At 62.9% G+C, this 22,649-nt stretch carries 13 protein-coding genes; 2 read left to right on the top strand and 11 right to left on the bottom strand.

The annotated features are described in order from the left end of the window. Positions 1 to 9 precede the first annotated feature (9 nt). The 4 genes from radC to N1058_RS12765 are packed head-to-tail and all read right to left on the bottom strand — an operon-like array spanning position 10 to position 3,324. Positions 10 to 777: a RadC family protein gene (radC, locus tag N1058_RS12780; RefSeq protein WP_265517950.1), complete on the bottom strand. Its 768-nt coding sequence runs from the start codon at positions 775 to 777 to the stop codon at positions 10 to 12. A 32-nt stretch (positions 778 to 809) separates the two neighbouring features. Then, positions 810 to 1,637, bottom strand: coding sequence for a type I methionyl aminopeptidase (gene map / locus N1058_RS12775; protein ID WP_265517949.1), 828 nt, complete (start codon positions 1,635 to 1,637; stop codon positions 810 to 812). Then, positions 1,637 to 2,344, bottom strand: a complete 708-nt coding sequence (gene sfsA / locus N1058_RS12770; RefSeq protein WP_265517948.1) for a DNA/RNA nuclease SfsA — start codon at positions 2,342 to 2,344, stop codon at positions 1,637 to 1,639. The genes map and sfsA overlap by 1 nt, the downstream gene beginning before the upstream one ends. After that, a complete protein-coding gene (locus N1058_RS12765) occupies positions 2,341 to 3,324 on the bottom strand; it encodes a hypothetical protein (protein WP_265517947.1) in 984 nt (327 codons plus the stop codon). Before N1058_RS12765 ends, sfsA begins: the two co-directional genes overlap by 4 nt. A gap of 191 nt (positions 3,325 to 3,515) precedes the next feature. Here N1058_RS12765 and N1058_RS12760 point away from each other — a divergent pair, with 191 nt between their 5' ends. After that, positions 3,516 to 5,144 carry a GMC family oxidoreductase gene (locus N1058_RS12760; RefSeq protein WP_265517946.1) on the top strand — a complete coding sequence of 543 codons (1,629 nt, stop codon included), beginning with the start codon at positions 3,516 to 3,518 and terminating at the stop codon, positions 5,142 to 5,144. A 132-nt stretch (positions 5,145 to 5,276) separates the two neighbouring features. Here the strand turns inward: N1058_RS12760 and treY are convergent, their stop codons facing one another. The 7 genes from treY to N1058_RS12725 are packed head-to-tail and all read right to left on the bottom strand — an operon-like array spanning position 5,277 to position 21,116. After that, the gene (gene treY, locus N1058_RS12755) at positions 5,277 to 7,844 is read right to left on the bottom strand and encodes a malto-oligosyltrehalose synthase (protein ID WP_265517945.1); all 2,568 of its coding nucleotides are present in this window, start codon (positions 7,842 to 7,844) and stop codon (positions 5,277 to 5,279) included. Next, positions 7,841 to 9,664, bottom strand: a complete 1,824-nt coding sequence (gene malQ, locus N1058_RS12750; RefSeq protein WP_265517944.1) for a 4-alpha-glucanotransferase — start codon at positions 9,662 to 9,664, stop codon at positions 7,841 to 7,843. Before malQ ends, treY begins: the two co-directional genes overlap by 4 nt. Next, a complete protein-coding gene (gene treZ, locus N1058_RS12745; protein ID WP_265517943.1) occupies positions 9,648 to 11,489 on the bottom strand; it encodes a malto-oligosyltrehalose trehalohydrolase in 1,842 nt (613 codons plus the stop codon). The genes malQ and treZ overlap by 17 nt, the downstream gene beginning before the upstream one ends. Beyond that, complete coding sequence (gene glgX / locus N1058_RS12740) at positions 11,486 to 13,561, bottom strand: glycogen debranching protein GlgX (protein WP_265517942.1); 2,076 nt, start codon at positions 13,559 to 13,561, stop codon at positions 11,486 to 11,488. Before glgX ends, treZ begins: the two co-directional genes overlap by 4 nt. Before the next feature lie 15 nt (positions 13,562 to 13,576). After that, positions 13,577 to 15,793, bottom strand: a complete 2,217-nt coding sequence (glgB, locus tag N1058_RS12735) for a 1,4-alpha-glucan branching protein GlgB (protein ID WP_265517941.1) — start codon at positions 15,791 to 15,793, stop codon at positions 13,577 to 13,579. Further along, a complete protein-coding gene (treS, locus tag N1058_RS12730; protein WP_265517940.1) occupies positions 15,790 to 19,128 on the bottom strand; it encodes a maltose alpha-D-glucosyltransferase in 3,339 nt (1,112 codons plus the stop codon). Before treS ends, glgB begins: the two co-directional genes overlap by 4 nt. After that, entirely contained in the window at positions 19,128 to 21,116 is a 1,989-nt protein-coding gene (locus N1058_RS12725; protein ID WP_265517939.1) for an alpha-1,4-glucan--maltose-1-phosphate maltosyltransferase, read from the bottom strand. The genes treS and N1058_RS12725 overlap by 1 nt, the downstream gene beginning before the upstream one ends. Positions 21,117 to 21,579: 463 nt before the next feature. On the opposite strand from N1058_RS12725, the gene N1058_RS12720 reads away from it, so the two are divergent. Continuing rightward, on the top strand, positions 21,580 to 22,590 hold the full coding sequence (locus N1058_RS12720; protein ID WP_338040676.1) for a TAXI family TRAP transporter solute-binding subunit: 1,011 nt from the start codon (positions 21,580 to 21,582) through the stop codon (positions 22,588 to 22,590). Positions 22,591 to 22,649 lie beyond the last annotated feature (59 nt).

The following is a 22,649-nucleotide window of genomic DNA, read 5'->3' as shown; positions in this document are numbered from 1 at the left end:
GGGCAGGCCCTAGATAAGCTGCATCCCCTTCAGGGAGGCGTGGCCGTCCTTGCCGATGACGATGTGGTCGTGGATGGCGATACCCAGCGGCTTTGCCGTCTCGATGAGCGTCTTGGTCATCTCGATATCCGCCCGCGAGGGCGTGGGATCGCCGGACGGGTGGTTGTGGACCAGGATGATGGCGGTCGCCGAGAGTTCGAGTGCGCGCTTGACCACTTCGCGCGGATAGACGGGCGTGTGGTCGACCGTGCCGGTCTGCTGGCGCTCGTCGCGGATGAGCGCGTTCTTCTTGTCCAGAAAGAGAATGCGAAGCTGTTCCCGGTCCTCGAAGGCCATGGTCGCGCGGCAATATTCGAGGACCTGCGCCCAGGACGAAAGCACCTGCTTGCCGCGGGGCTCGTTCTTCAGCATGCGCTGGGTGAGGGCGGCGGTGAGCTTGATATCAAGCGCGGCGGCCTGGCCGATGCCCTTGACCTCGCGCAAGCGGCTGGCGGGCGCGCCCAGCACCTCGCCGATGGTGCCGAAGCGTTCGAGCAGGGCTTTCGCCGGCGCCTTGGTGTCGGCGCGGGGGATGGAGCGGAACAGCAGCATTTCCAGAAGCTCGTAGTCGGCGAGCGCGTCCGCGCCGGCTTCCTCGAAGCGCTGCCGCAGCCGGTCGCGGTGGCCTTCGAAATGCTTCCTGCGGAAGGAAGGAGCGGCCTCGACCTTCGCAAGGTCGATCTCCGGTCCGGAAGGCGCGCCTTCGCTGAAAAACGATCGCTCGTCGTCGCCGCTCATTGCCGCTCCCGCCCCTGGGTCACGCCGGCATCTTAGGCGGCGAGCCCTGGACGGTCCAGCCCGGCGGGGGAGAGAGTGAAAACTTCGCAGCCGTTTTGGGTGACGCCGATGCTGTGCTCGTATTGCGCCGACAGGGAACGGTCGCGGGTGACCGCGGTCCAGCCGTCGGAAAGAACCTTCACATGGGGCCGGCCGAGATTGATCATCGGCTCGATGGTGAAGATCATGCCCGGCTTCATCTCCACCCCCTCATTGGGGCTGCCATAGTGCAGGATATTGGGTGCGTCGTGGAAGAGAAGCCCCAGCCCATGGCCGCAGAAATCGCGCACGACCGAGCAGCGCTCCGACTCGGCATAGGCCTGGATCGCCGCGCCGATGGCGCCGGTGCGCGCGCCGGGCTTCACCGCGTCGATGCCGCGCATCAGGCATTCATGGGTGACTTCCAGAAGGCGCTCGGCAGCGCGCTTGATCTTGCCGACGGGATACATGCGGCTGGAATCGCCGTGCCAGCCGTCGAGGATGTAGGTGACGTCGATATTGACGATGTCGCCTTCCTTGAGCGGCTTCTGGTCCGGTATACCGTGGCACACGACGTGGTTTATCGACGTGCAGGAGGATTTGGTGTAGCCGCGATAGTTCAACGTCGCCGGCATCGCGCCATGGTCCATGCCGAATTCGAAAACGAAACGGTCGATCGCCGCTGTGGTCACGCCGGGCTGCACGATGGAGACGAGCTCGTCCAGGCAGCGTGCGGTGAGCTGCGATGCCTTACGCATCCCGGCGAACCCATCTTCCCCATAAAGCCTGATCTGGCCTGTGTTGCGCAAAGGCGCGGTGTCGGCGTCAAGATAGGTGACCATCAGCGTAACATGTCCATTTCAATCAGGCGCTCGGGCGCGATCTCAAGCTCACTGATTTGGCATCGTAGCACGAAAGCTTCAACCCCGGCAGCGTGCGCCCGCGCATATGCGGTGCAATATTGCGGGTCAAGGTCGCTGCACAGGCGGAAGCGGTCGCAGTCGCCGCGCTGCACGACATAGATCATGATCGCACGCGCCCCGCTTCGGCGCATCGACGCCAGCTCGTCGAGATGCCGCGCGCCGCGCGCTGTCACCGTGTCGGGGAATTCGGCCAAGCCGTACTCGCGCATGAAGTGGACGTTCTTGACCTCCACATAGGCCGGCGGGCGGGCGGGGTGCTCGAGCAGGAAGTCGATGCGGGAGCGTTCGCCATAACGCTGCTCGGGGCGCAGGGTGGGGTACTCTCCAAGATCGTCGACGATGCCGGCGCGGATGGCTTCGGCGGCCAGCCGGTTGGGCAGTCCTGTGTTGACGCCGACCAGCGTGCCGTCGGCCTCCACCACCTCCAGGGTGTGGGCATATTTGCGCTTCGGATTGGCCGATTGCGACAAGAACACGCGCGAGCCCGGCGCGGTGAGGCCGAGCATGGAGCCGGTATTGGGAACGGCGGCGGTGATCATCGACCCGTCCGCCATCTCCACGTCGGCAAGGAACCGCTTGTAGCGCCGGATGAGCCGGGCCTCGATCAGGGGAGAGGGAAACTTCAATCGGCCGCTCCCGCTTCGGCGGTCTGCCGGCCGTGGGCGATGCGCCGGCGGTAGAGCCGTCCCAGCATCATCGGCGTCAGATACATCGGAATCTGATAGCAGCCGATGAACAGGAGCAGCGGATCCGTTATCGCGGCCGGCAGCGCCGTGAGGAAAAGTGCGATATTCCGGTTGCCGGCGGCAATCGCCACGGAAACGCTGTCCTCGGCGCTCAGGAAGCGCCCGCTTGTCAGCAGCGTGGCGACCTGCAGCGCCAGATTGGCGGCAAAGGCCACCGCCAGGTTGAACACCAGCAGCGCCGGCCTTTCGAAGAGGGCATCGCCCACCGCCGACATGAGCCCGATGACTACCGCCGCCATGACGATTGCGGACAGTCCGTCGATCGCCTTGATGTGTTCAATGCGCGGATTGGGCATTGTGAAGCGGCGCAGGACAATCGCGGCGGCGACGGATGCGGCTATGACGGCGAGCAGCTTTCCCGCGGCGGCGAATATCTCGTTGGGCGAACCCAGCGCCGGGCTCAGCCAGAAGACGGGAATGACCGTCAGCGGCAGGATCGCCGTCGCCACGCTCAAAAGCCTGAGCGATGGCGCCGGGTCGCCGCCCATGATGATCGCGAGATTGGGGCTGCCGGAAATGGGTGCCGCCGCCGTCATCAGCAGCAACGCCATGGCGAGCCCCCCGTCGATGCCCATCGCGTTGAGAGCGACCGCGACGATGACGGGCAGGGCCAGTTGAAGCGTCAACACGGCGCTCAGCGAATGCCGCAGGTCGCGCGCCGCGCCCACCAATTGGCGGGGCCCGACGCGGAACGCCGCCAGAAACAGCATCGCCGCGATCATCTCGGCGATCCACGGCTTGAGCAGCCGGGCGAGCTCCGGCGAGGCGATCCCGAGGACCAGCCCGCCGATCAGCAGCCACGGAGCGTGCCGCGCCGCGCGGCCAAGCATGGAAATGGGTGCTGCCGCCAGGCCGGCCATGAATATTCCCCGAACAAGTTGGACCCGGTTCTTACCGCCCCCGCGCCTTGGGCGTCAAACGGGCACTGCCCGGACTCGCCGTGCCGGTGGAGCATCGGCCTAATCGATCTTGCACAAACGCGCGGCTCAAGCAGCTTCCCATAGCGCTAGGCCGTGCTCTATTGTTGCCGGAATCGAGGGGAGGAGGTCGTATGGGGCAGGATGAGCGCCGCGAGGAAGGGTGCTACGATTATATCGTCGTGGGGGCGGGGTCGGCCGGGTGCGTTCTGGCAAACCGGCTCTCGCGGGACCCGACAAATAGCGTTCTGCTGCTGGAAGCCGGTGGCAGCGCGCGGTACCACTGGATCGACATCCCCATCGGTTACCTGTTCTGCATGGGAAACCCCCGCACCGACTGGATGATGAAGACGGAGCCTGATGCGGGGCTGAATGGCCGCGCGCTCAATTATCCACGAGGCAGGGTGCTGGGCGGATGCTCGTCCATCAACGGCATGATCTATATGCGCGGCCAGGCTGCCGATTATGACGGCTGGCGCCAGCAGGGAAACACCGACTGGGGGTGGGACGACGTTCTGCCCTATTTCCTGAAATCGGAGGATTACCATGGCGGCTCTGGCCCCATGCACGGAGCGGGCGGCGAATGGCGGGTGGAAAAGCAGCGCATTTCCTGGCCGATCCTCGACGCCTTTCGCGATGCGGCAGAGGAAATGGGCGTGCCGCGCACCGAGGATTTCAACACCGGAACCAATGAGGGCTCCGGCTATTTCGAAGTGAACCAGAAGCGCGGCGTGCGCTGGCACACGGCTAAGGCGTTTCTCGACCCGGTGCGCGGCCGGCCCAATCTGCGGATCGTCATCGGCGCGGTGGCTGAACGCATCGAGATCGCCGAAGGACGGGCGCGCGCCATTCTTTACAGGGAAGGCGGGGTGCCGCGCCGCGCGGAGGCGCGGGGCGAAATCATCTTGGCGGCCGGCGCGATCAACACGCCCAAGCTGATGGAGCTGTCAGGCATCGGGCGCGGCGACGTACTGGCCGAGCATGGTATCGATGTCTTGCACGAACTGCCGGGCGTCGGCGAAAACCTCCAGGATCACCTGCAAATCCGCACCGTCTATGGCGTTTCCAATGCGATGACTCTCAACCAGCGCGCCGGCAACCTGTTCGGCAAGGCGATGCTGGGGCTCGAATATGCGCTGAAACGGTCGGGGCCGCTGTCGATGGCGCCGAGCCAGCTTGGCATATTCGCGCGCAGCGATCCGCGTCTTGCGACGCCTGATCTCGAATATCACGTCCAGCCGCTCAGCACCGACCGGCTGGGCGAGCCGCTGCATCCTTATCCGGCGGTCACCGCCTCCGTCTGCAATCTGCGTCCCGAGAGCCGGGGCAGCGTTCACCTCAATTCTCCGAAGCCCGATGTCCATCCGGCGATCAGACCCAACTATCTTTCCGCTCCGGCCGACCAGCACATCGCGGTGAATTCCCTGCGCCTGACGCGCAAGCTGATGGCCGCGCAGGCGCTGGAACGGTTCCAGCCGAAGGAACTCCTGCCGGGTCCCGAATTCGACAGCGATGAGGATCTGTTGCGAAAGACTGGCGACATCGCCACGACCATCTTCCACCCGGTCGGAACGGCCAGGATGGGGCAGGGGCCGGAGGCCGTGGTGGATGCCCGCCTGCGCGTCCACGGCCTCACCGGCCTGCGTGTGGCCGACGCCTCCATCATGCCCACCATCGTCTCCGGCAACACGAATTCCCCGGTCATCATGATCGCGGAAAAGGCGGCGGACATGATCCTGGCCGATGGAAGCGGCGACAGGTAAGCGAACCTGCAGACCACGTTGCGACGTCGATCAGTCAAGGAAACTGACGTGGAGAAACATGGTGCGCCAAGAGCAATTCCAGGAAAAGTGGAAACGGACTTTTCTTCGGAATTGCCTGGATCGCTGCATGCTTCACCTGCCGTCAAGAACAGCGACCGGGACAGTGCTCCAACACTCCGAGAGAAGTGGCTCGTCCTTCAGCAGCAAGAGACCTGAAAAGATATCCTTCCATTCCTTGCTTTCGGGCAGCCGCAGGCGGGTTGAGGAGAAGACATCGCTCATCGAGGCATCTTGTCGGACGATGCCCAGGACGAGGCGCGGCACCGCGACGACGACACTGTGCGTGCCGAGCGTCCTGGAAAAGGCCAGAACGTGACCAGCCCTGTCTCCCGTCACGGCAACCGGGCTGTAGCTGCCGTTTTCGAACAGCGGTGCATGTTCCCGTCTCAGCCGTAGCAGCCGCTCCAGCAGCCAGAACTTGGGAAGTCCCTCGCGCCAGTGTCCCATGGCCTCGGCAGCAAACATTCCGCGCACGTCCCGCAACAGCTTCTGCCGCAGCGCGAAATCGACCGGTCTGCGATTGTCGGGATCGACCATGCTGAAATCCATGAGCTCGCAACCCTGATAGACATCGGGCACGCCCGGCAGTGTGAGCTTCAAAGTCAACTGGGCGAGGCTGTTGACGGTGCCGGCGGGTTGGATCGCTTCAATCGTCGCGTGGATGTTGGCGAGCAGCGGCCGGTGCTCGGGCGAAAACAACGTGCGGACATAGTTTTCGACAGCCGTTTCGTAGCGTTCGTTCTGGTCTGTCCAGCTCGTCCGGCGCTTGGCCTCGCGTAGCGCCTTCGTCATGAAGGAGACGAGGCGCTCGCAAAGGTCCTGCAGGCCCGTCTCGTCCTCCAGCACGAGATCAGAGGGCCAGGCGCCGGCCAGCGCCTGGTAGAAGAGCCATTCGGCGCCGGCACTCGGCGCCGGACCGAGGGGCAATTCCTCGCGCAGCTCCGCCGCCGCCTCGTGCCATCTCGAGACAGCCGCCTTCCATGTTTCCGGCATCTCGCTCAGGACGGCGAGGCGTGCCCGGCCATCCTCGCCGCGCTTGGTGTCATGCGTTACGGTCGCCGAAAGCGCGTGCGGCCAGGCGGCAGCGCGCAGGCTGACTGCGGCATGGAAGGCGTCGGGTTCGAGGCCGTATTCGTCTGGCTCTGCGCCCACCTCGTTGAGCGCGATCAGCCGGTTGTAGCGGTAGAAGACAGTATCCTCCACCGCCTTTGCCATAAGCGGTCCGGTGGTCTGCTGGAAGCGGGTGACAAAGGCGGCGCGCCCGCGTAAGCCCTTCGACGGTTCGCGCAGCAGCGAGGCGACGAAGCCGATCACCAGATCATCCTCGACCACACGGTCGCGCACGACCTGATCGGTTGCCCGCGCGATCAAATCCCGGTCCTCCGCGGTAGGGCCGTTGCGGCCGATATAGGTGCGATAGACGGGCAGGGCCACGGCCAGTTCGACGATCGCCTGGCGCAGCGCCTCCGGGCCGAAATCGCGCGTGGCGGTATCACCCTGCGCTATCGCATGGGCCAGCCTCACCAGCGCGGCGAGCTCGCCCGCCAGATTGACGGTGAGGATGCGGCGCTTGGCGGCGCGCACCTGCCGACTGAAATCGGCTTCGCCGCCGGTGAAACCGATCCATGCCTCCGTCATGGCTTGGCGCTCTGCCGGGTCGACCTGCAGCGCGGTGATCAGCCGCGCGACCTCATATCCCGTGGTGCCAGCGCAGCGCCAATCGGCACGAAGCTCTTCCTGTGCGTCGAGGATCTTTTCGACCAGCACATAGTCGAGTCCGGAGGCGCGCTTCAGCGCGTCCAGATAGGCGGCCGGGTCGGCGAGCCCGTCCACATGATCGATGCGCAAGCCGTCGACAAGGCCCTCCCGCACCAGCCGCAGCGGCAGCTTATGCACGTCGGCGAATACCGCACGGTCCTCCACCCGCACGCCGACGAGATCGGCGATCTCGAAGAAGCGGCGATAGGTCAGTGCCTCCCTGGCCAGCCGCCAGTAGGCAAGGCGCCAGACCTGCGCCTCGTGGATCCTGTGCAGAATGTTGCTGTCCGCATTCGCTTTTTCAACCGCTTGCTTCAGCGTATCGGCGCCGAGGGCTTCCCCGCTGCTTCCGTTCAACAGAATGTCGACGGAAGCGGGGCAGAGCGGCAGGGCGAGTTCGTAATAGCGCAGGACCGGCTCGCCGGATTCATCGTCGAGGCCGAGTTGAAGCCGGCCCCCGGCCAGGGCCTGGCCATAGGGTTCGCCTAGCACCGGCAGCAGCAGCTTGAGCGCCCGCCAGTTGATGTCGAAATGGCGCGCGTAGCGGCTCTCGCGCCCGTATTTCAGCACGTCGCGCCACCACGGGTTAGCCGTGGAGGCGGCCATGTGATTGGGCACAATGTCGAGGATCAGTCCGAGCCCGTGCTTTCTGAGGGACTCGGTGAGCGCTGCGAAACCCGCCTCGCCGCCAAGCGAGGGATCGAGTGCCTGATGGTCGGTGACGTCATAGCCGTGGGTGGAACCGGGCGCAGCGGCGAAGATCGGCGAGGCGTAGAGATGGCTGATGCCGAGATCGGCCAGATAGGGCACGATCTGGGAGGCGCGCATGAACGTCATGCCTTCGCGAAACTGCAGGCGATATGTGGCGCGCGGGCTGTTCATGCGCGGCGCGGCCTCTGCCGGGCGATCACGTCCAGCACCCGGCGCAGCATCGGCACCGCCTCCAATTCCTCCAGCGGCACCGGCAGCTTGCGTCGCCAATTGGGGTGTTCGTCCATGGTGCCGGGGATGTTAGGCTGCTCGACAAGCCCCAGAAGGTCCTCCATCTGCGCAGCCATGAGGCGCGATGGCGCGCTTGCCACGAGGCGATGGATGCCGGCAGCGACCTCTTCGTCGAAGGCTTCGCCCACCTGGCGGTGCCCATGGGAGTGGAGCAATTCAATCGCCTCGTGCCTTTCCCGGCGTCGCCTGTCGCGCTCGCTCCGGGCGGCCGCTTCATCGTAAAGGCCGATCTCAAGGCGCACATCGATTTCCTTTCCGCTCCACCAGCCTGCCAGCGTAGGCGTGTCATGGCTGCCGACGCAGGCAAGGACCGAGCAAGGCCATTGCGCGGGCGGAACGAACCCCGTCTCGTCGCGCTCGAAGTAGAAGATGCGGTAGCCGAGCAGATCGGCGCGCTCCATCTGCGCCCGGAAGCCTTCCGGCACAACACCGAGGTCCTCGCCGATGATCAGTGCGCGGGCTTTCTGTGAGACATCGGCCAGGACACGCAATATCTCAGGCATGGAATAGAGCACATAGGCGCCGTCGGCGGCGCGGAAACCCTCCGGAATCCAGAACAGACGGTAAAGGCTCATCGCGTGGTCGATGCGTAGCGCGCCGGCGTGACGCAGGATGCTTTCATAGGCGCGGCGAACCGGCCGGAAGTCGCGTGCGGCCATCTCCGAGGGAGAGACCGGCGCCAGCCCCCAGCTCTGGCCTTCGGGGTTGAACATGTCGGGCGGCGCCCCGATCTGCGCGCCGACCCTGGTGAGCGTGCGGTCGCTCCAGGTGGCCGCTCCGTCCGGTGCCGTGCCCACCGCCAGATCGAGATACAGTCCGATGCGCATGCCCGCCGCCTTCAGCCTGTCGGATGCCGAGCGCAATTGCGTGTCGGCCAGCCATTGCAACCAGAGCTGAAAGTGAATCTTCTCGGCGTGGTCATGCGCAAAGGCGGCAACGGCGCTGTTGGCCGGATCCCGGTACTGACTGGGCCAGGACATCCATCCGGCGTGAAAACCACTATTCACCATGTGCAGGCTGAGCGCCTCGAACAGCGCATAGTGTTGCAAATGTTCTCCACCCCGCTCGACGAAGCCGCGAAACGCATCGGGAAGCGCATCGCGCGTTCGGCGATGGATGTTGCGCAGTGCCGCCAGCTTCTGTCGCGCGACTGCCGCGTAATCGACAAGTTGCGCCTGCCGCAGCGCGGAAAGGATCGCCTCGTCCGCATCCTCCCCGGGGTCGAAGCCTTCCACCCGATCCACCGCGATATAAAGCGGATTGACGAAATTCCGGTCGCTGGGGGAGAAGGGGCTTGCCTTGTGCGGCTCGGCAAGAAACAACGCGTGGAGCGGATTCACGCCGACAAAATCGGCACCGAACCGCGCCAGCGTTTCGCCAAGCCTGGCCAGATCGTCGAAATCGCCGACGCCCCAGTTGCGGTGCGAGCGCAGGCCGTAAAGCTGGCATGTGACGCCCCAGGCGCGCCCGCGCTCAAGAAAATCGGGAAGGAAGCAGGCAACGCCATCCGGTGCCTCGGGGGCTGGCGGCCAGCGCTCGGGCGGCTCGGGCAGATCACCCCCGCTTTCCGTGTCGGCGCCCAGCACCTTTAGCAGCGCCAGTACTGCCCCGTCGGACGCGCGCGTGATCGTGCCGTCCAGCGTACGGTGGGAACGCACGATGTCGCGATGGGCGGCAATCCGGTCAAGATCGTTCATCATCTTGCTTTCCGCTTCCTTCCGCGAGGAACACGGCAACGCTTTGCGCCGGTATGCGTCCCGCTTCGACAGCGTCGGCAACTCCCGCGCCACTCTCGTATATGGCCTCGTCGCCATCGGGGCGCTCTGCGGTTTCCGCCTCGTGGCTGCCGAAATTCGCGGCCATCAGCAGCCGCGCGCCGGTCATCTCCCAGGCGACGGCGAAGGCACTCTCGCCGGCACGGGCGGCTTTTCCCCGCATCGAGGGCATGCCGGCCAGGTGCGGCGCGATTTGTTCGCGGCGGATGGCGAGAAGCCGGCGGAAAAGGCGTAGCCGACGATGCCCGGCCTCGGTTTCCATCCTCTCCCAGTCGAGGCAGGAATTCTCGAAGGTCGACAATGCGTTGGGATCGGGTATGCGCCCGGCCGCCTCACCGGCGAACTGGCTGAACGCCCCGAACTCGCAGCGCCTTCCCTCCGCCACCGCCTTCGCCAGAACTCCGTGAAAGTCGGTGAAGAAGAGGAACGGGCGTGTCTCGCCGAACTCCTCTCCCATAAAGAAGAGCGGGACCTGCGGGTTGAGGGCGAGTACCGCCGTCAGCAGTTCCACCGACCGCGCATCGGCCAGCACGGTCAGGCGTTCGCCGAAAGCGCGGTTGCCGATCTGGTCGTGATTCTGCAGGAAGTCGATGAAGGCGCTCGGTGGCTGGCCGGCGCTCGGCACACCGCGCGGCTTGCCGTCCCAGGGCGCATAGGACTCGCCCTGGAAGCAGAAGCCCTCCGCCAGCCCCCTTGCCAGATGGCCGACGGGGTCGTCCGCGAACGCCTCGTAATAGCCGGTATCCTCGGCGGTGGCGATGCAGTGGGCCGCATGATGGATGTCGTCGTTCCACTCGGCGGTGAAAAGCGACGGTCGTCCTTCTCCGTCTCGCCGGTGCAACGCCACGATGTTGCGCTCGTCCTCGGTCGTCAGGTGGATGTGGCGGTCGAGAAAATAGGCGCGCACGCGTTCCGCCATCTCTTCGAGGATCGACACGCCGTCGCCGTCTTCGATCCGGTCGATGGCGTCGAGCCGCAGTCCGTCGAAGCGGAATTCCTCCAGCCAATAGATCGCGTTGTCGAGAAAGAAAGCGCGCACGGCGGGCTCGTCGAACCGTATCGCCGGCCCCCACGGTGTCCGTCGCTGCTCGTCGAAGAACCGCGGCGCATAAAGATGAAGATAATTCCCGTCCGGACCGAAGTGATTATAGACGACATCGAGCATCATCATGAGCCCGCGTTCGTGCGCCGCATCGACCAGCCGCTTGAGCGCGGCAGCTCCTCCATAGGTCCGGTGGGGGCAATAGGGCAGGACGCCGTCATAGCCCCAGCCCCGATCGCCCGAAAATTGCGCTACCGGCATCAACTCGATTGCCGTAAAGCCGCAATCGGCCAGGTGGTCGAGCCTGCGGCGAACCCCGTCGAAATCGCCTTCCGGGGAGAAGGTCCCGGGGTGGAGCTCGTAGATCACGGCTCCCTCCCACGGCCGTCCCTTCCAAAGGGGTGTCTTCCATTCAAAGGCCGAATCCGTGAGCAGACTTGGCCCGTGTACGTCGCCGAGCTGGGCGCGAGAGGCGGGATCGGGTACCGCCATGCCATCGGGCAGAACGAACTGGTAGGGCATTCCGGCAGCAAGCTTGTCGGTTTTTATCTCGAACCAGCCATCGTCGCGGCGGTTCATCCCGGATTCGCTCCGCTCTCCCCAGCGAAGCCGTAGGTCCTCAACCGCCGGCGCCCATAGCCCGAAGACGGCGGAACCGTCACCGCACAGATGGGCTCCCCATCGCGTCTCGAGGCCGTTTTCGTTCATTTTATCCGCCCTTCGAGCACGAAGATCGTGCGGTCGGGCACTTCCAGCGTATGGGGCGTGCGCATGAGGTCCCAGAGAGGCCATTCGCCGGTGTCGGTGCGCATGACCAGCTTCCATCCGGCGGCGCCCATCTCACGGGAAAGGGTAAATGACACAGCTTCAGGCGCGCCGTTGAAGAGGATCAGAAGGCCCGAGCCCTGCTCGTCGCAGAGCATGAGCCCAAAGGTCCTCAATCGGTTGTTGGACCAGTCCTCCTCCGTCATGGGCTCGCCCGATGGCCGCAGCCAGGTGACGTCGTGCATCGCCCCTTTGACCGGCTCGCCGTGCAGAAAGCGCTTCTGGCGCAGGATCGGCCGTGTTTGTCTGAAATCCAGAAGCCGGCGTACAAATTTCAGGAAGGCTTCGTCATCGTCATCGATTCCTTCCCACGGAAGCCAATTCATTGGATGGTCCTGGCAATAGGCGTTGTTGTTTCCATGCTGGGTGCGGCCGACCTCGTCGCCCATCAGGAGCATGGGCGTGCCCTGCGAAAGCATGATTGTGGCAAGCGCGCTCCGCCGCATACGCGCCCTTAGACGGCGGATGCCGGGATCGTCGGTCGGACCTTCCACGCCGCAGTTCCAGCTTCTGTTGTCGCTGTGGCCGTCCTGGTTTTCTTCCCTGTTAGCCTCGTTATGCCGTTCGTCGTAGGAATAGAGATCCTTGAGGGTGAAGCCGTCATGGGCCGTAATGAAATTGATGCTGGCCCAGGGCTTGCGCCCGCGCCGCTCGAATACGGAGGCCGTGCCGAGCAAGCCACCGGCCAGGTCAGGCGTCACATTCTCGTCGCCGCGCCAGAAGGAACGCACCCAGTCGCGATGAGCGCCGTTCCATTCCGCCCAGCCCGGTGGAAAATTGCCGAGTTGGTATCCGTCAGGGCCCACATCCCACGGCTCGGCGATCAGCTTGACGCGTGAAATCACCGGATCTTGGCGCAGGGTGTCGAAGAAGACGGAGGAAGGCTCGAAAGTTTCTCTTTCTCGGCCAAGTGCGGTGGCAAGGTCGAAGCGGAACCCGTCGACGTGGCATTCCTCGATCCAATACCGCAGCGAATCCATCACCATCTGCAGCACACGGGGGTGCTTGAGGTTGAGTGTATTGCCGCAGCCTGTTGTGTCGAAATAATAGCGCGGCTCATCGCCGAGGATGTAGTAGCTGGCGTTGTCGAGCCCACGGAAGGAGAGCGTCGGGCCGAGCTCGTTGCCTTCCGCCGTGTGGTTGTAGACCACGTCGAGAATGATCTCGATTCCCGCTTCGTGCAGCTTGCGCACCATGCGCTTGAACTCGTGCACGCCCCCCGAGGGCGAAATATAGCGCGGTGCTGCCGCGAAGAAGCCAATCGTGTTATAGCCCCAGTAGTTCGTCAGCCTTTTCTCCATCAGATAGCGGTCATCGAAGAAGGCTTGCACCGGCATGAGCTCGATGGCGGTGATGCCGAGCTTGACGAGGTAATCGACCACGCGCGTGTCGGCTAGGCCGCCGAAAGTGCCGCGCAGTTCCTCGGGGACCCTTGGATGAAGCGCGGTGATACCCTTCACATGCGCTTCGTAGATGATCGTATCCGACCAGGAATGCTGCGGTCGCACATCATTGCCCCAAGTGACGGCGGTGTCCGTCACCACGCATTTGGGCATGACAAAGGCGGAGTCGCGCCGGTCGAAGGAAAGGTCCTGGCGGGGCGAACCCACCCGATAGCCGAAGCAGGCGTCGTGCCAGCGCAGATCGCCCACCAACAGTTTCGCATAGGGATCAATCAGAAGCTTGTTGGGATTGAAGCGATGCCCGTTCGGCGGGTCGTACGGGCCATAGGCGCGAAGGCCGTAGACCTGGCCGGGTCGCATGTCAGGAAAGTAGCCGTGCCAGACCTCGTGCGTGTATTCCGGCAGGGCGACGCGGCTGATCTCGCGTCTGCCTCTCTTGTCGAACAGGCAAACCTCGATTCTTTCCGCATGCGCCGAAAAAACGGCGATGTTGACGCCGGATCCGTCCCATGTCGCGCCAAGAGGATAAGGAATGCCGACATTCACACGCACGGCGCGTTTCCTTGCTTATGACTCGCTGGTAAGGATGATCGCCCCAAGGGGAGGGAGCCGCAAGGCTGCCGAAGCAAATCGTCCGTGCCAAGGCTCCTCCGTGGCTTCCACGGTTCCGTTTGTCACGCCTGAACCCCCATAGCGGACATCGTCGCTGTTAAGGATCTCATGCCATTTGCCGGGGCAGGGCAGCCCGATACGATGCACCTCTCGCACTACCGGCGTGAAGTTGCAGGCAACAACGACCGGATTCGATCCTTCGCTGCCCTTGCGCAGGTAGAAGAAGGCGCTCAAGCTCGGATCGGAAGCGTCGATCCACTCGAATCCCTCCGGTTCGCAGTCGAGCTGATGAAGGGCCTTCTGGTTGCGGTAGACCGTGTTGAGGTCGCGGATGAGATCGCGCACGCCGCGATGCATCGGATCGTCCAGGTGATACCAGTCCAGCTGCCAATCGTGGTTCCACTCCCGCTCCTGTGCGAACTCGCCGCCCATGAACAGGAGCTTCTTGCCGGGGTGGGTCCACATGAAGGTGAAGTAGGCGCGCAGATTGGCGAATTTCTGCCAGCGGTCGCCCGGCATGCGCCCCAGCAGCGAGCCCTTGCCGTGAACCACTTCGTCGTGGCTCAGCGGCAGGATGAAGTTCTCGGAGAAGGCATAGTGCAGGCCGAAGGTCATTTGGTTGTGATGATGCCGTCGGTGGATGGGATCTCGTCCCATATAATCCAGCGTGTCGTGCATCCAGCCCATGTTCCATTTGTAGCCGAAGCCCAGTCCGCCGGTGTGAACGGGTCGCGATACACCGGAAAAGGCCGTTGACTCCTCTGCGACCGAGGTGGCGCCGGGATGATTGCCGAAAAGCGCCACATTTGTATCGCGCAGGAAGGTAATGGCCTCCAGGTTCTCGTTTCCACCGTGGACGTTCGGTTCCCACTCGCCGGGCTGGCGGCTGTAGTCGAGATAGAGCATCGAGGCCACCGCATCCACGCGCAGTGCATCGATGTGATAGCGATCAAGCCAGAAGAGGGCGTTGGCGGTGAGGAAATTGGCCACCTCGCGGCGGCCGAAATTGTAGATCAGGGTTTTCCAGTCGCGATGAAATCCTTTGCGCGGGTCTGCATACTCGTAGAGGGCTTCGCCGTCGAAGCTGGCCAGACCGTGGGCATCGGAGGGAAAATGTGCCGGTACCCAGTCGACGATGACCCCCAGGCCCTCGCTGTGGCAGCGCTCGACAAAGCGGGCGAAGTCTTCGGGCCGGCCGTAGCGGCTGGTAGGCGCGTAAAGCCCGATCGGCTGGTAGCCCCACGATCCGGAGAAGGGATGTTCGCTGACGGGGAGGCACTCGATGTGGGTGAAGCCGAGATCCTTCACATGGGGAATGAGCTCGTCGGAAAGCTCCTCATACGTCAGATAGCTGCCGTCCTCATGGCGCCGCCACGAGCCCAAATGCACCTCGTAGATCGAGATCGGAGCGTCCCGGCTGTTGCGGGCGGCGCGTTTCTCCATCCACGCCTCGTCTGCCCATTGGCGGGGTGCGCAACCGTGTATGATTGACCCTGTGGCCGGCGGAACCTCGCATTGAAATGCCAATGGATCGGCTTTGCCGGGCAGCAACTCGCCGTGCGAGCCGACGATCTCGAATTTGTAGAGCTCGCCGGGGCCGATTTCGGGAACGAATATTTCCCAAACGCCATTGCCCGGGTGCAGGCGCATCTGGTGTCGCCGCCCGTCCCAGCCATTGAAACTGCCGATTACGCTGACGCGGCTGGCATTCGGCGCCCACACGGCAAAACGTGTGCCCGCCACACCGTCGCAGGCCATGGGATGGGCGCCGAGCACTTCATAGAGGCGAAGGTGGCGTCCTTCGCCAAGCAGGTGAAGATCAAGTTCGCCAAACGTGCTGGGAAAACGATAGGGATCTTCCTCCTCCCACGTATCGTCACCGCGTGTGAAGCGCAGCCGGTAGCGCGGGACCTTCTTGCGGCGGGCGATAAATCCTTCGAAGAAGCCGCGCGCATGGCGCCTGAGCAGCCTGACCAGCACCTTTCCGTTCTTGGGATCGAACGCCTCAGCCGTCTCAGCCTCCGGACGCAGCACGCGCAGAGTGATGCCGCCGGCCTGCATGTGCGGGCCCAAAACAGCGAACGGGTTGCCGTGCCGACCAGCAACGAGGGCGGCAATGGCATGCGGATCGTCAAGCCGCCACGGTTCCATCGTGTCTGTGTCAGGATTCATGACTGGTCCCCTTGGATCAGTGCGAGAACGCCCTGGAGCGGGACGGCCACCCAGTCGGGGCGATTGGAGAGCTCGTAGTTGATTTCGTAAAGCGCCTTCTGCAGCAAGAACAATTCCAGGCACCTCTCCCGTGCCCTTTTGTCTTGGAACTGGTTCGCTGCGCCCTTTTCTGTGGCGAAGTAGCCGTCAAGAAACTCGTTCGTCATGCGCGCGCGCCATGCATGCGCCAGCGGCGCGCCAGCGTGCGATTGGTCGGGGAGCCGGGCACCCAATTGCCGGACGGCCGTCCAGGCAGCATAGTCGAAGGATCGCAGCATGCCGGCTACGTCGCGAAGCGGCGAAGTCTTTTCACGGCGTTCGGAAAGGCCGCGCCCCGGCTCGCCTTCGAAATCGATGATGAAGAGATCCTGCTCGCAGACCAGCACCTGGCCCAGGTGATAGTCGCCGTGAATGCGCGACTTCCGGCCCGACGGTGTCATTTTGCCCAGCCTGTCCAGCCGCTTCTTGATATCACGCGCACAGGCCTCGAATTGCTCGGCAGCGTGTTGTGCAGCGGGCGAAAGCCGCGTCCGGGCGTTGCGAAGACCTTCTCGTGCAGCACCCAGCTGCCTGTGCGTGTCCTCGATCCAGGCGGCAATATCCTCCTTTGCGACTGGCGCACATCGGAACGCCTCATTACCAGTGTCGATGGCGAGGGCTGCATGCATTTCGCCCGTTCGTTCACCGAGCTTGCGCAAGAGGTTGAGCGGATAGGTGAAGGCACTTTCGCCGTCTCCCGCGGCGCCGGGCAATGGACCCGAGGCTTGTTGCCCTATAACCTCGTCTTCGATCTGTCTCTCGAGCGCGTGGACAAAGGCGCTCCAGGCATCCCCCTGGTTTTCGACAAAGGCGGAAACGCTGGCCAGGATGCACCGGTCGCCGGCGCCGGTTTCGTATTCAACCATGCCGAGGAACGCCGGTGTATTCTTGAAGCCAGCTTCCTCTGTCAGGAAGCGCGCCATTTCCACTTCCGGCTGTTCGCCCGAACGCAGACGGCGAAATATTTTCACGAATGCCTGTTTTCCAAAAGCTACGGAAACGTTGCTTTGTTCGCCCTTGAGCGTGGCCGGAGGTTCATCGAACGTCATGGCCGCCAGTTGGTCGTTGCCGTAGAAGCGAAGAGTTCCGTCGATGGCCGGCAACGTCTCGCCGCTTTGCATCATGCGCATCAGACCCGCCGCGAATCGCGCATCATGGGACGCGTCGATCAGGGCGCCAAGCTGCGGCCCTTTTCGTGTTCGTGCCAACGTGGCGGAGAGGGTCGGGGCGCCGAACTGCACATTTTCCTCGCCCCACAACACGCTGAGCGGCAGAAAATAGCTCTGTGCGGGTCCATGTGCGAACTCGACATCGACAATAGAGAGAAGCCCTTCGTCGAGACCTGCCAATTCATGGGTTTGCACGGAGTGGATTTCTTCGCCCTTGCCGCCGAACCAGCGCTGGAGCGGCAGAAATTGCGGCAGAACATCCCGCTCCAGTTGCTGCCGCTCGCGCCCTTCCAGCACCTTTTCGATCCTGCCGCTTCTCAGGGTCAGCGTGATGAATTCGGGCAGGGGGTCTGGGACATCGATATGCCAGTGGGGCGCCTGCGCCTCGTCGGCGAGCACGAACCAGAACGCACCATAGCCCGACAGGGTGAGCATGTAGGGCAGGTCGCCGATCGGCGGGAATGGTGATTGACTGATGATTTCCACGGGCACGCGGCCACTAAACTGCGACAGGTTGAGTTCCACAGCCTGAGCGGAGCGCGACAAGTTTGCCACGCACAGGATGGTCTCCTCATCGTGGCTGCGCGTATATGCCAGAATACGGCGATTGCGCGGATAGAGCATGGCGAAGTCGCCACGCCCGAAAGCCTTGTGCTGCCTGCGCACCGTTACCATGCGCCTGACCCAGTTGAGCAGGGACGAGGTGTCGGCCTCCTGCGCCTCAACATTGATCGTCTGGTAGCCGTACACCGGATCCATGATGGGCGGCAGATAGAGGGCCTGGGGGTTGGCTCGTGAGAAACCGCCGTTGCGGTCCGGCGACCACTGCATCGGGGTGCGCACCCCATCGCGGTCGCCGAGATAGATATTGTCGCCCATGCCGAGCTCGTCGCCGTAATAGATGACGGGCGTGCCTGGCATGGAAAGCAGGAGCGCGTTCATCAACTCGATCTTGCGCCGGTCGTTTTGCATGAGCGGCGCTAGCCGACGGCGGATGCCGAGATTGATGCGCGCTCGGGCGTCTTCGGCGTAGGTGCGCCAGAGATAATCACGCTCGCTGTCCGTCACCATTTCCAGCGTCAGTTCGTCGTGATTGCGCAGGAAGATCGCCCATTGGCAAGGCTCGGGAATCTCCGGCGTTTGCCGCATGATATCGCTGATGGGATGCCGGTCTTCCTGTGCCAGAGCCATGTAGATGCGCGGCATCAACGGGAAGTGGAAGGCCATGTGACACTCATCGCCTTCGCCGAAATAGGGTCGCGTGTCCTCCGGCCATTGGTTGGCTTCGGCCAACAGCATCCTGTCGGGGTAGCGCTCATCGAGCGCTGTCCTGATCTTCTTCAGGACTTCATGCGTTTCCGGCAGGTTTTCGTTGTTGGTTCCGTCGCGTTCCACCAGGTAGGGAATCGCATCGAGTCTCAAGCCGTCGACCCCGGTCTCCAGCCAGTGGTGCATTACCTTCACGACCTCGTCGAGCACCCTTGGATTGTCGAAGTTGAGATCGGGCTGGTGCGAATAGAAGCGATGCCAAAAGAACTGGCCGGCTTCCGGATCCCAGGTCCAATTGGATTTCTCCGTATCGAGGAAGATTATGCGGGTCTCCGGATAACGCTCGTCGTCGTCGTTCCAGACATAGAAATTGCGCGCCGCAGAACCCTTCTTGGCCTTTCGAGCCTTCTGGAACCAGGGGTGCTGGTCGGAGGTATGGTTGATGACGAGCTCGGTGATGACGCGGATGCCGCACTTGTGCGCCTCGGTCACGAAACGGCGGAAGTCGCGCATCGTGCCGTAGGAAGGATTGATCGCGCGATAATCGGAAATGTCATAGCCGTCATCGCGCAGCGGCGAAGGATAGAACGGCAGGACCCAGATGGCGTTGACGCCAAGTCGCTTTATGTAGTCCAACCTTTTTAGAAGACCGATGAAATCACCGATGCCGTCGCCGTTCGAGTCCTGGAATGCCTTGATATGCAATTGATAAATGATGGCGTCCTTGTACCAGTCGGGCTGGCGCAAGAACTGTTCGTCCCGGTAGGTATCAACAGGCGCCGTTGCGCGCGGTCTTTCGCGCGTTGCCGTCAAGTCCATCAATTCCTCCCAGGTGCTTTAAGTCTCCACGCCATGTAGGGGCGCGTAGCCGGATCAAGCGACATGTGCTGAATTTTGCCCGTCCAGGCGAAGGGCTGTCCCGTGACCAGATCTTCTGCCTGGATGGTCGCTTCGTCGGGCAGTCCGAACTCCCACAACGGGACTTCGAAATCTGCCGACTGCACGTTGTGCGGGTCGAGATTGACCGCAAAGAGCAGGAAGTTCGATAGGTCGTCCGTGAACTTGGAGTAGTAGAGAATGGCGTCGTTCCACGCATTGTAGAACTTCAGATTCGTGAAGTGGCGCAGCGCAGGATGTTCTCGGCGCAGATGGTTGACGAAGATGATGTCGGCCTTGATGTTGCCCTGCTGGTCGAAGTCCCAGGCCCGGATCTCATACTTTTCGGAATTGAGATATTCTTCCTTGCCCGGCAGGGCGGCTGCCTCGCATATCTCGAATCCGTTATAGACGCCGTAATTGCCGCCGAGCGTCGCCGCCAGAACGAGCCGCACCTGGAAGCCCGGCCGGCCGCTCATCTGCAAGTAGCGGGGATTGATGTCGGGCGTGTTCACGAAGAAGTTCGGCCGCATGTAATGCCGGCATTCCTCGCGTGTCAGTTCAGCCAGATACTCGGTAAGTTCCTGCTTGGTGTTGCGCCAGGTAAAGTAGGAATAGGATTGGTTGAAACCGACCTTGGCGAGCCTTTTCATCATCTTCGGCCGCGTAAAGGCTTCCGCCAGGAAAATGACGCCCGGGTCCGCCTGGCGCACCTCCTCGATCATCCACTCCCAGAAGGGCAGCGGTTTGGTGTGGGGATTGTCGACACGGAAGATGCGTACGCCTTTGTCGAGCCAGAACAGTACGACATCGCGCAGGGCGTACCAGAGGCCGGGAATGGCGTCGCGATAGAAATGGACGTTGACAATGTCTTCGTATTTCTTCGGCGGATTTTCAGCGAATCTGATCGTTCCGTCCGGCCGCCAATCGAACCACTCCGGATGCTCACTGACCCACGGATGGTCGGGGGAGCATTGGATGGCGAAGTCGAGCGCGATTTCCAGCCCGTGCTTACGCGCGGCCTTCACGAGCCGCGAGAAATCCTTGAACGTGCCGAGCTGGGGGTGGATGGCATCATGTCCGCCTTCTTCCGAACCGATGGCGTAGGGGCTGCCGGGATCTTCTGGTCCGGCGACAAGACTGTTGTTGGGCCCTTTGCGATTGGTCCTGCCGATCGGATGGATCGGCGGAAAGTAAAGTACATCGAAGCCGAGGCCGCGCACATAGGGAAGGCGGTCGATGACATCGTTGAACGTACCGTGCCGATTTGGATCGCCGGATTGCGAACGCGGCATGAGCTCATACCAGGCGCTGAAAGCAGCCTTCTCGCGGTCTGCGAAGATGGGGAAGGCAGCTTCGGTCTCGGTCAGGTTCACCTTCACGGCGCAGCGCCGCATCAGCACCGCCATTTCGTCGCTCGTCAGAACGGCGAGAACGTCGCCCTCCGGCACCTGCGGTCCGGCTTCGGAAAGAAGCGCCGCGAGCGCTCGACGGTCGGCGTCGTCGCTTCCGCGCGTTGCCAGTGTCTGCTCGACGAGGCGCCTGCCTTCCTCCAGCTCGAGCGAGATTTTCTGCCCCGCCGTACGCTTCTTCCCCACTTCCACAAGCCAACTTGCGAAGAGATCGCGCCAGGCGGCAATCTTGAATTCATGGTGCCCCGCTTCCGTAACGGTTACCGATGCGCGCCAGCGGTCGTTCACTGTGTGATACATCGGTGCATTGTTCCACTCACCGACACCGCGGCGGCGGAAAAGCACCGCTGCGGAGATCACATCATGCCCATCACAGAAAATGTCGGCCTCGACCTCGAAGGGCATGCCGACGACGCATTTTGCAGCAAATCTTCCCCCTCCAACGGTGGGCTCGACAGCCTCGATCGCAACACGGCTGGCCGCGAGCGTGCGCAGGACTCCTGGGTCGAACGCCTCCATTATCGACCTTTCGCAAGCATCCATCCACGGGTGGAACGCTGAGCCGGCCCGATGGTTCCCCGGCAGGGTCCGGCAACCTCGAATGGCCCGGCGGGCCCACCTTCCTTTTCAGACGGCTGTGCGCCGGTTCAACGATCGGTTGAAACCCGCCACCATGAGGGCCCTGCGCACATCGAGTCGATCGCCGAAACATGGCTTGTCGGGGACGCCGAGAATTTGCGGATCGATGCACGCCTGCGTGCCGGGGAGGGCAAGACCCTGGTCAGAGACATGGACCGGAACCCCGCAGTCCGGACTTCGCCATGAGGTGCGATCAAAGGATTACAAGCGTCCGCTTCGCGAAGCGCAATAGACGTCCATAAGTGTTCTGGTGAAACAGCTGGATGAACATGAAATGGTTGCGTTGATGGCCATTGCAGTGAATGCTACCAGGTTCCTGCTTAAACATTTCATGAGGAACCCAATGAACAGGCGCCTTTTCACGATTCTGGGAGCGGTGCTGTTCAGCGTTACGGCCACCGGCTTGACGCTGGCGCAGCAGCCGCAGTTTTTCCGCATCGGCACCGGCGGCACCGCTGGCACCTATTATCCGATCGGCGGGCTGATCGCCAACGCCATATCCAATCCGCCCGGCTCACGTCCCTGCGAGGAAGGCGGCTCCTGCGGCGTGCCGGGCCTGATCGCCACCGCTGTTTCGGCCAACGGCTCGGTCGCCAATGTCAACGCCATTGCCGGCGGCTCGTTGGAATCGGGCTTTTCGCAGTCCGATGTCGCAACCTGGGCCCATTCGGGCACCGGCATCTGGGAGGATCGGGATCCGGTCGAGAAGCTGCGTGCCATCGCCAATCTCTATCCTGAGACAATCCACCTGGTCGCCAGTGCCGAAAGCGGCATCGACAGCGTCGACGACCTTGCCGGCAAACAGGTTTCGCTCGACGAGCCCGGTTCGGGAACGCTGGTGGATGCGCGCATCATTCTGGGCGCCTACGGTCTGAGCGAGGAAGATATCGAAGCTCATTATCTCAAGCCCGATCAGGCGGCCGAGCGCATGCGCGACGGCGCGATGGATGCCTTTTTCTTCGTCGGCGGGTTCCCGGCCGGCGCGATTGCCGAACTCGCCAGTCAGCATGACATCACACTGGTGCCGATCTCGGGTGAAGAGGCCGATGCTGTGAAGGGCGATTATACCTTCTTTGCCGAGAATGTCGTTCCGGGCGGCACTTATGAGGGCGTGGATGAGGATGTCACGACGCTCTCCGTTGGCGCGCAGTGGATCACCAGCGCCGACCAGCCCGAAGACCTCATATATGAGATCACCAAGGCGCTATGGAACGACAACACGCGCAAGCTCCTCGATTCCGGCCATCAGAAGGGTCGCCAAATCACGCTCGACACCGCTCTGGACGGCATCGGCATCCCGTTGCATCCTGGGGCGGAGAAATTCTATCGGGAAGCCGGCGTTCTGAACAACTGATCGATTGGCTGGCTGACGTATTTTCGCGACCCGGTTCCACAGGAGCCGGGTCGTGTCTC

Source organism: Nitratireductor luteus (genome assembly GCF_026162365.1).
Classification (GTDB): Bacteria; Pseudomonadota; Alphaproteobacteria; order Rhizobiales; family Rhizobiaceae; genus Chelativorans; species Chelativorans luteus.
The sequence above is the reverse complement of the archived record's forward strand: the minus strand, read 5'-3'. Positions and strand labels throughout refer to the sequence as shown.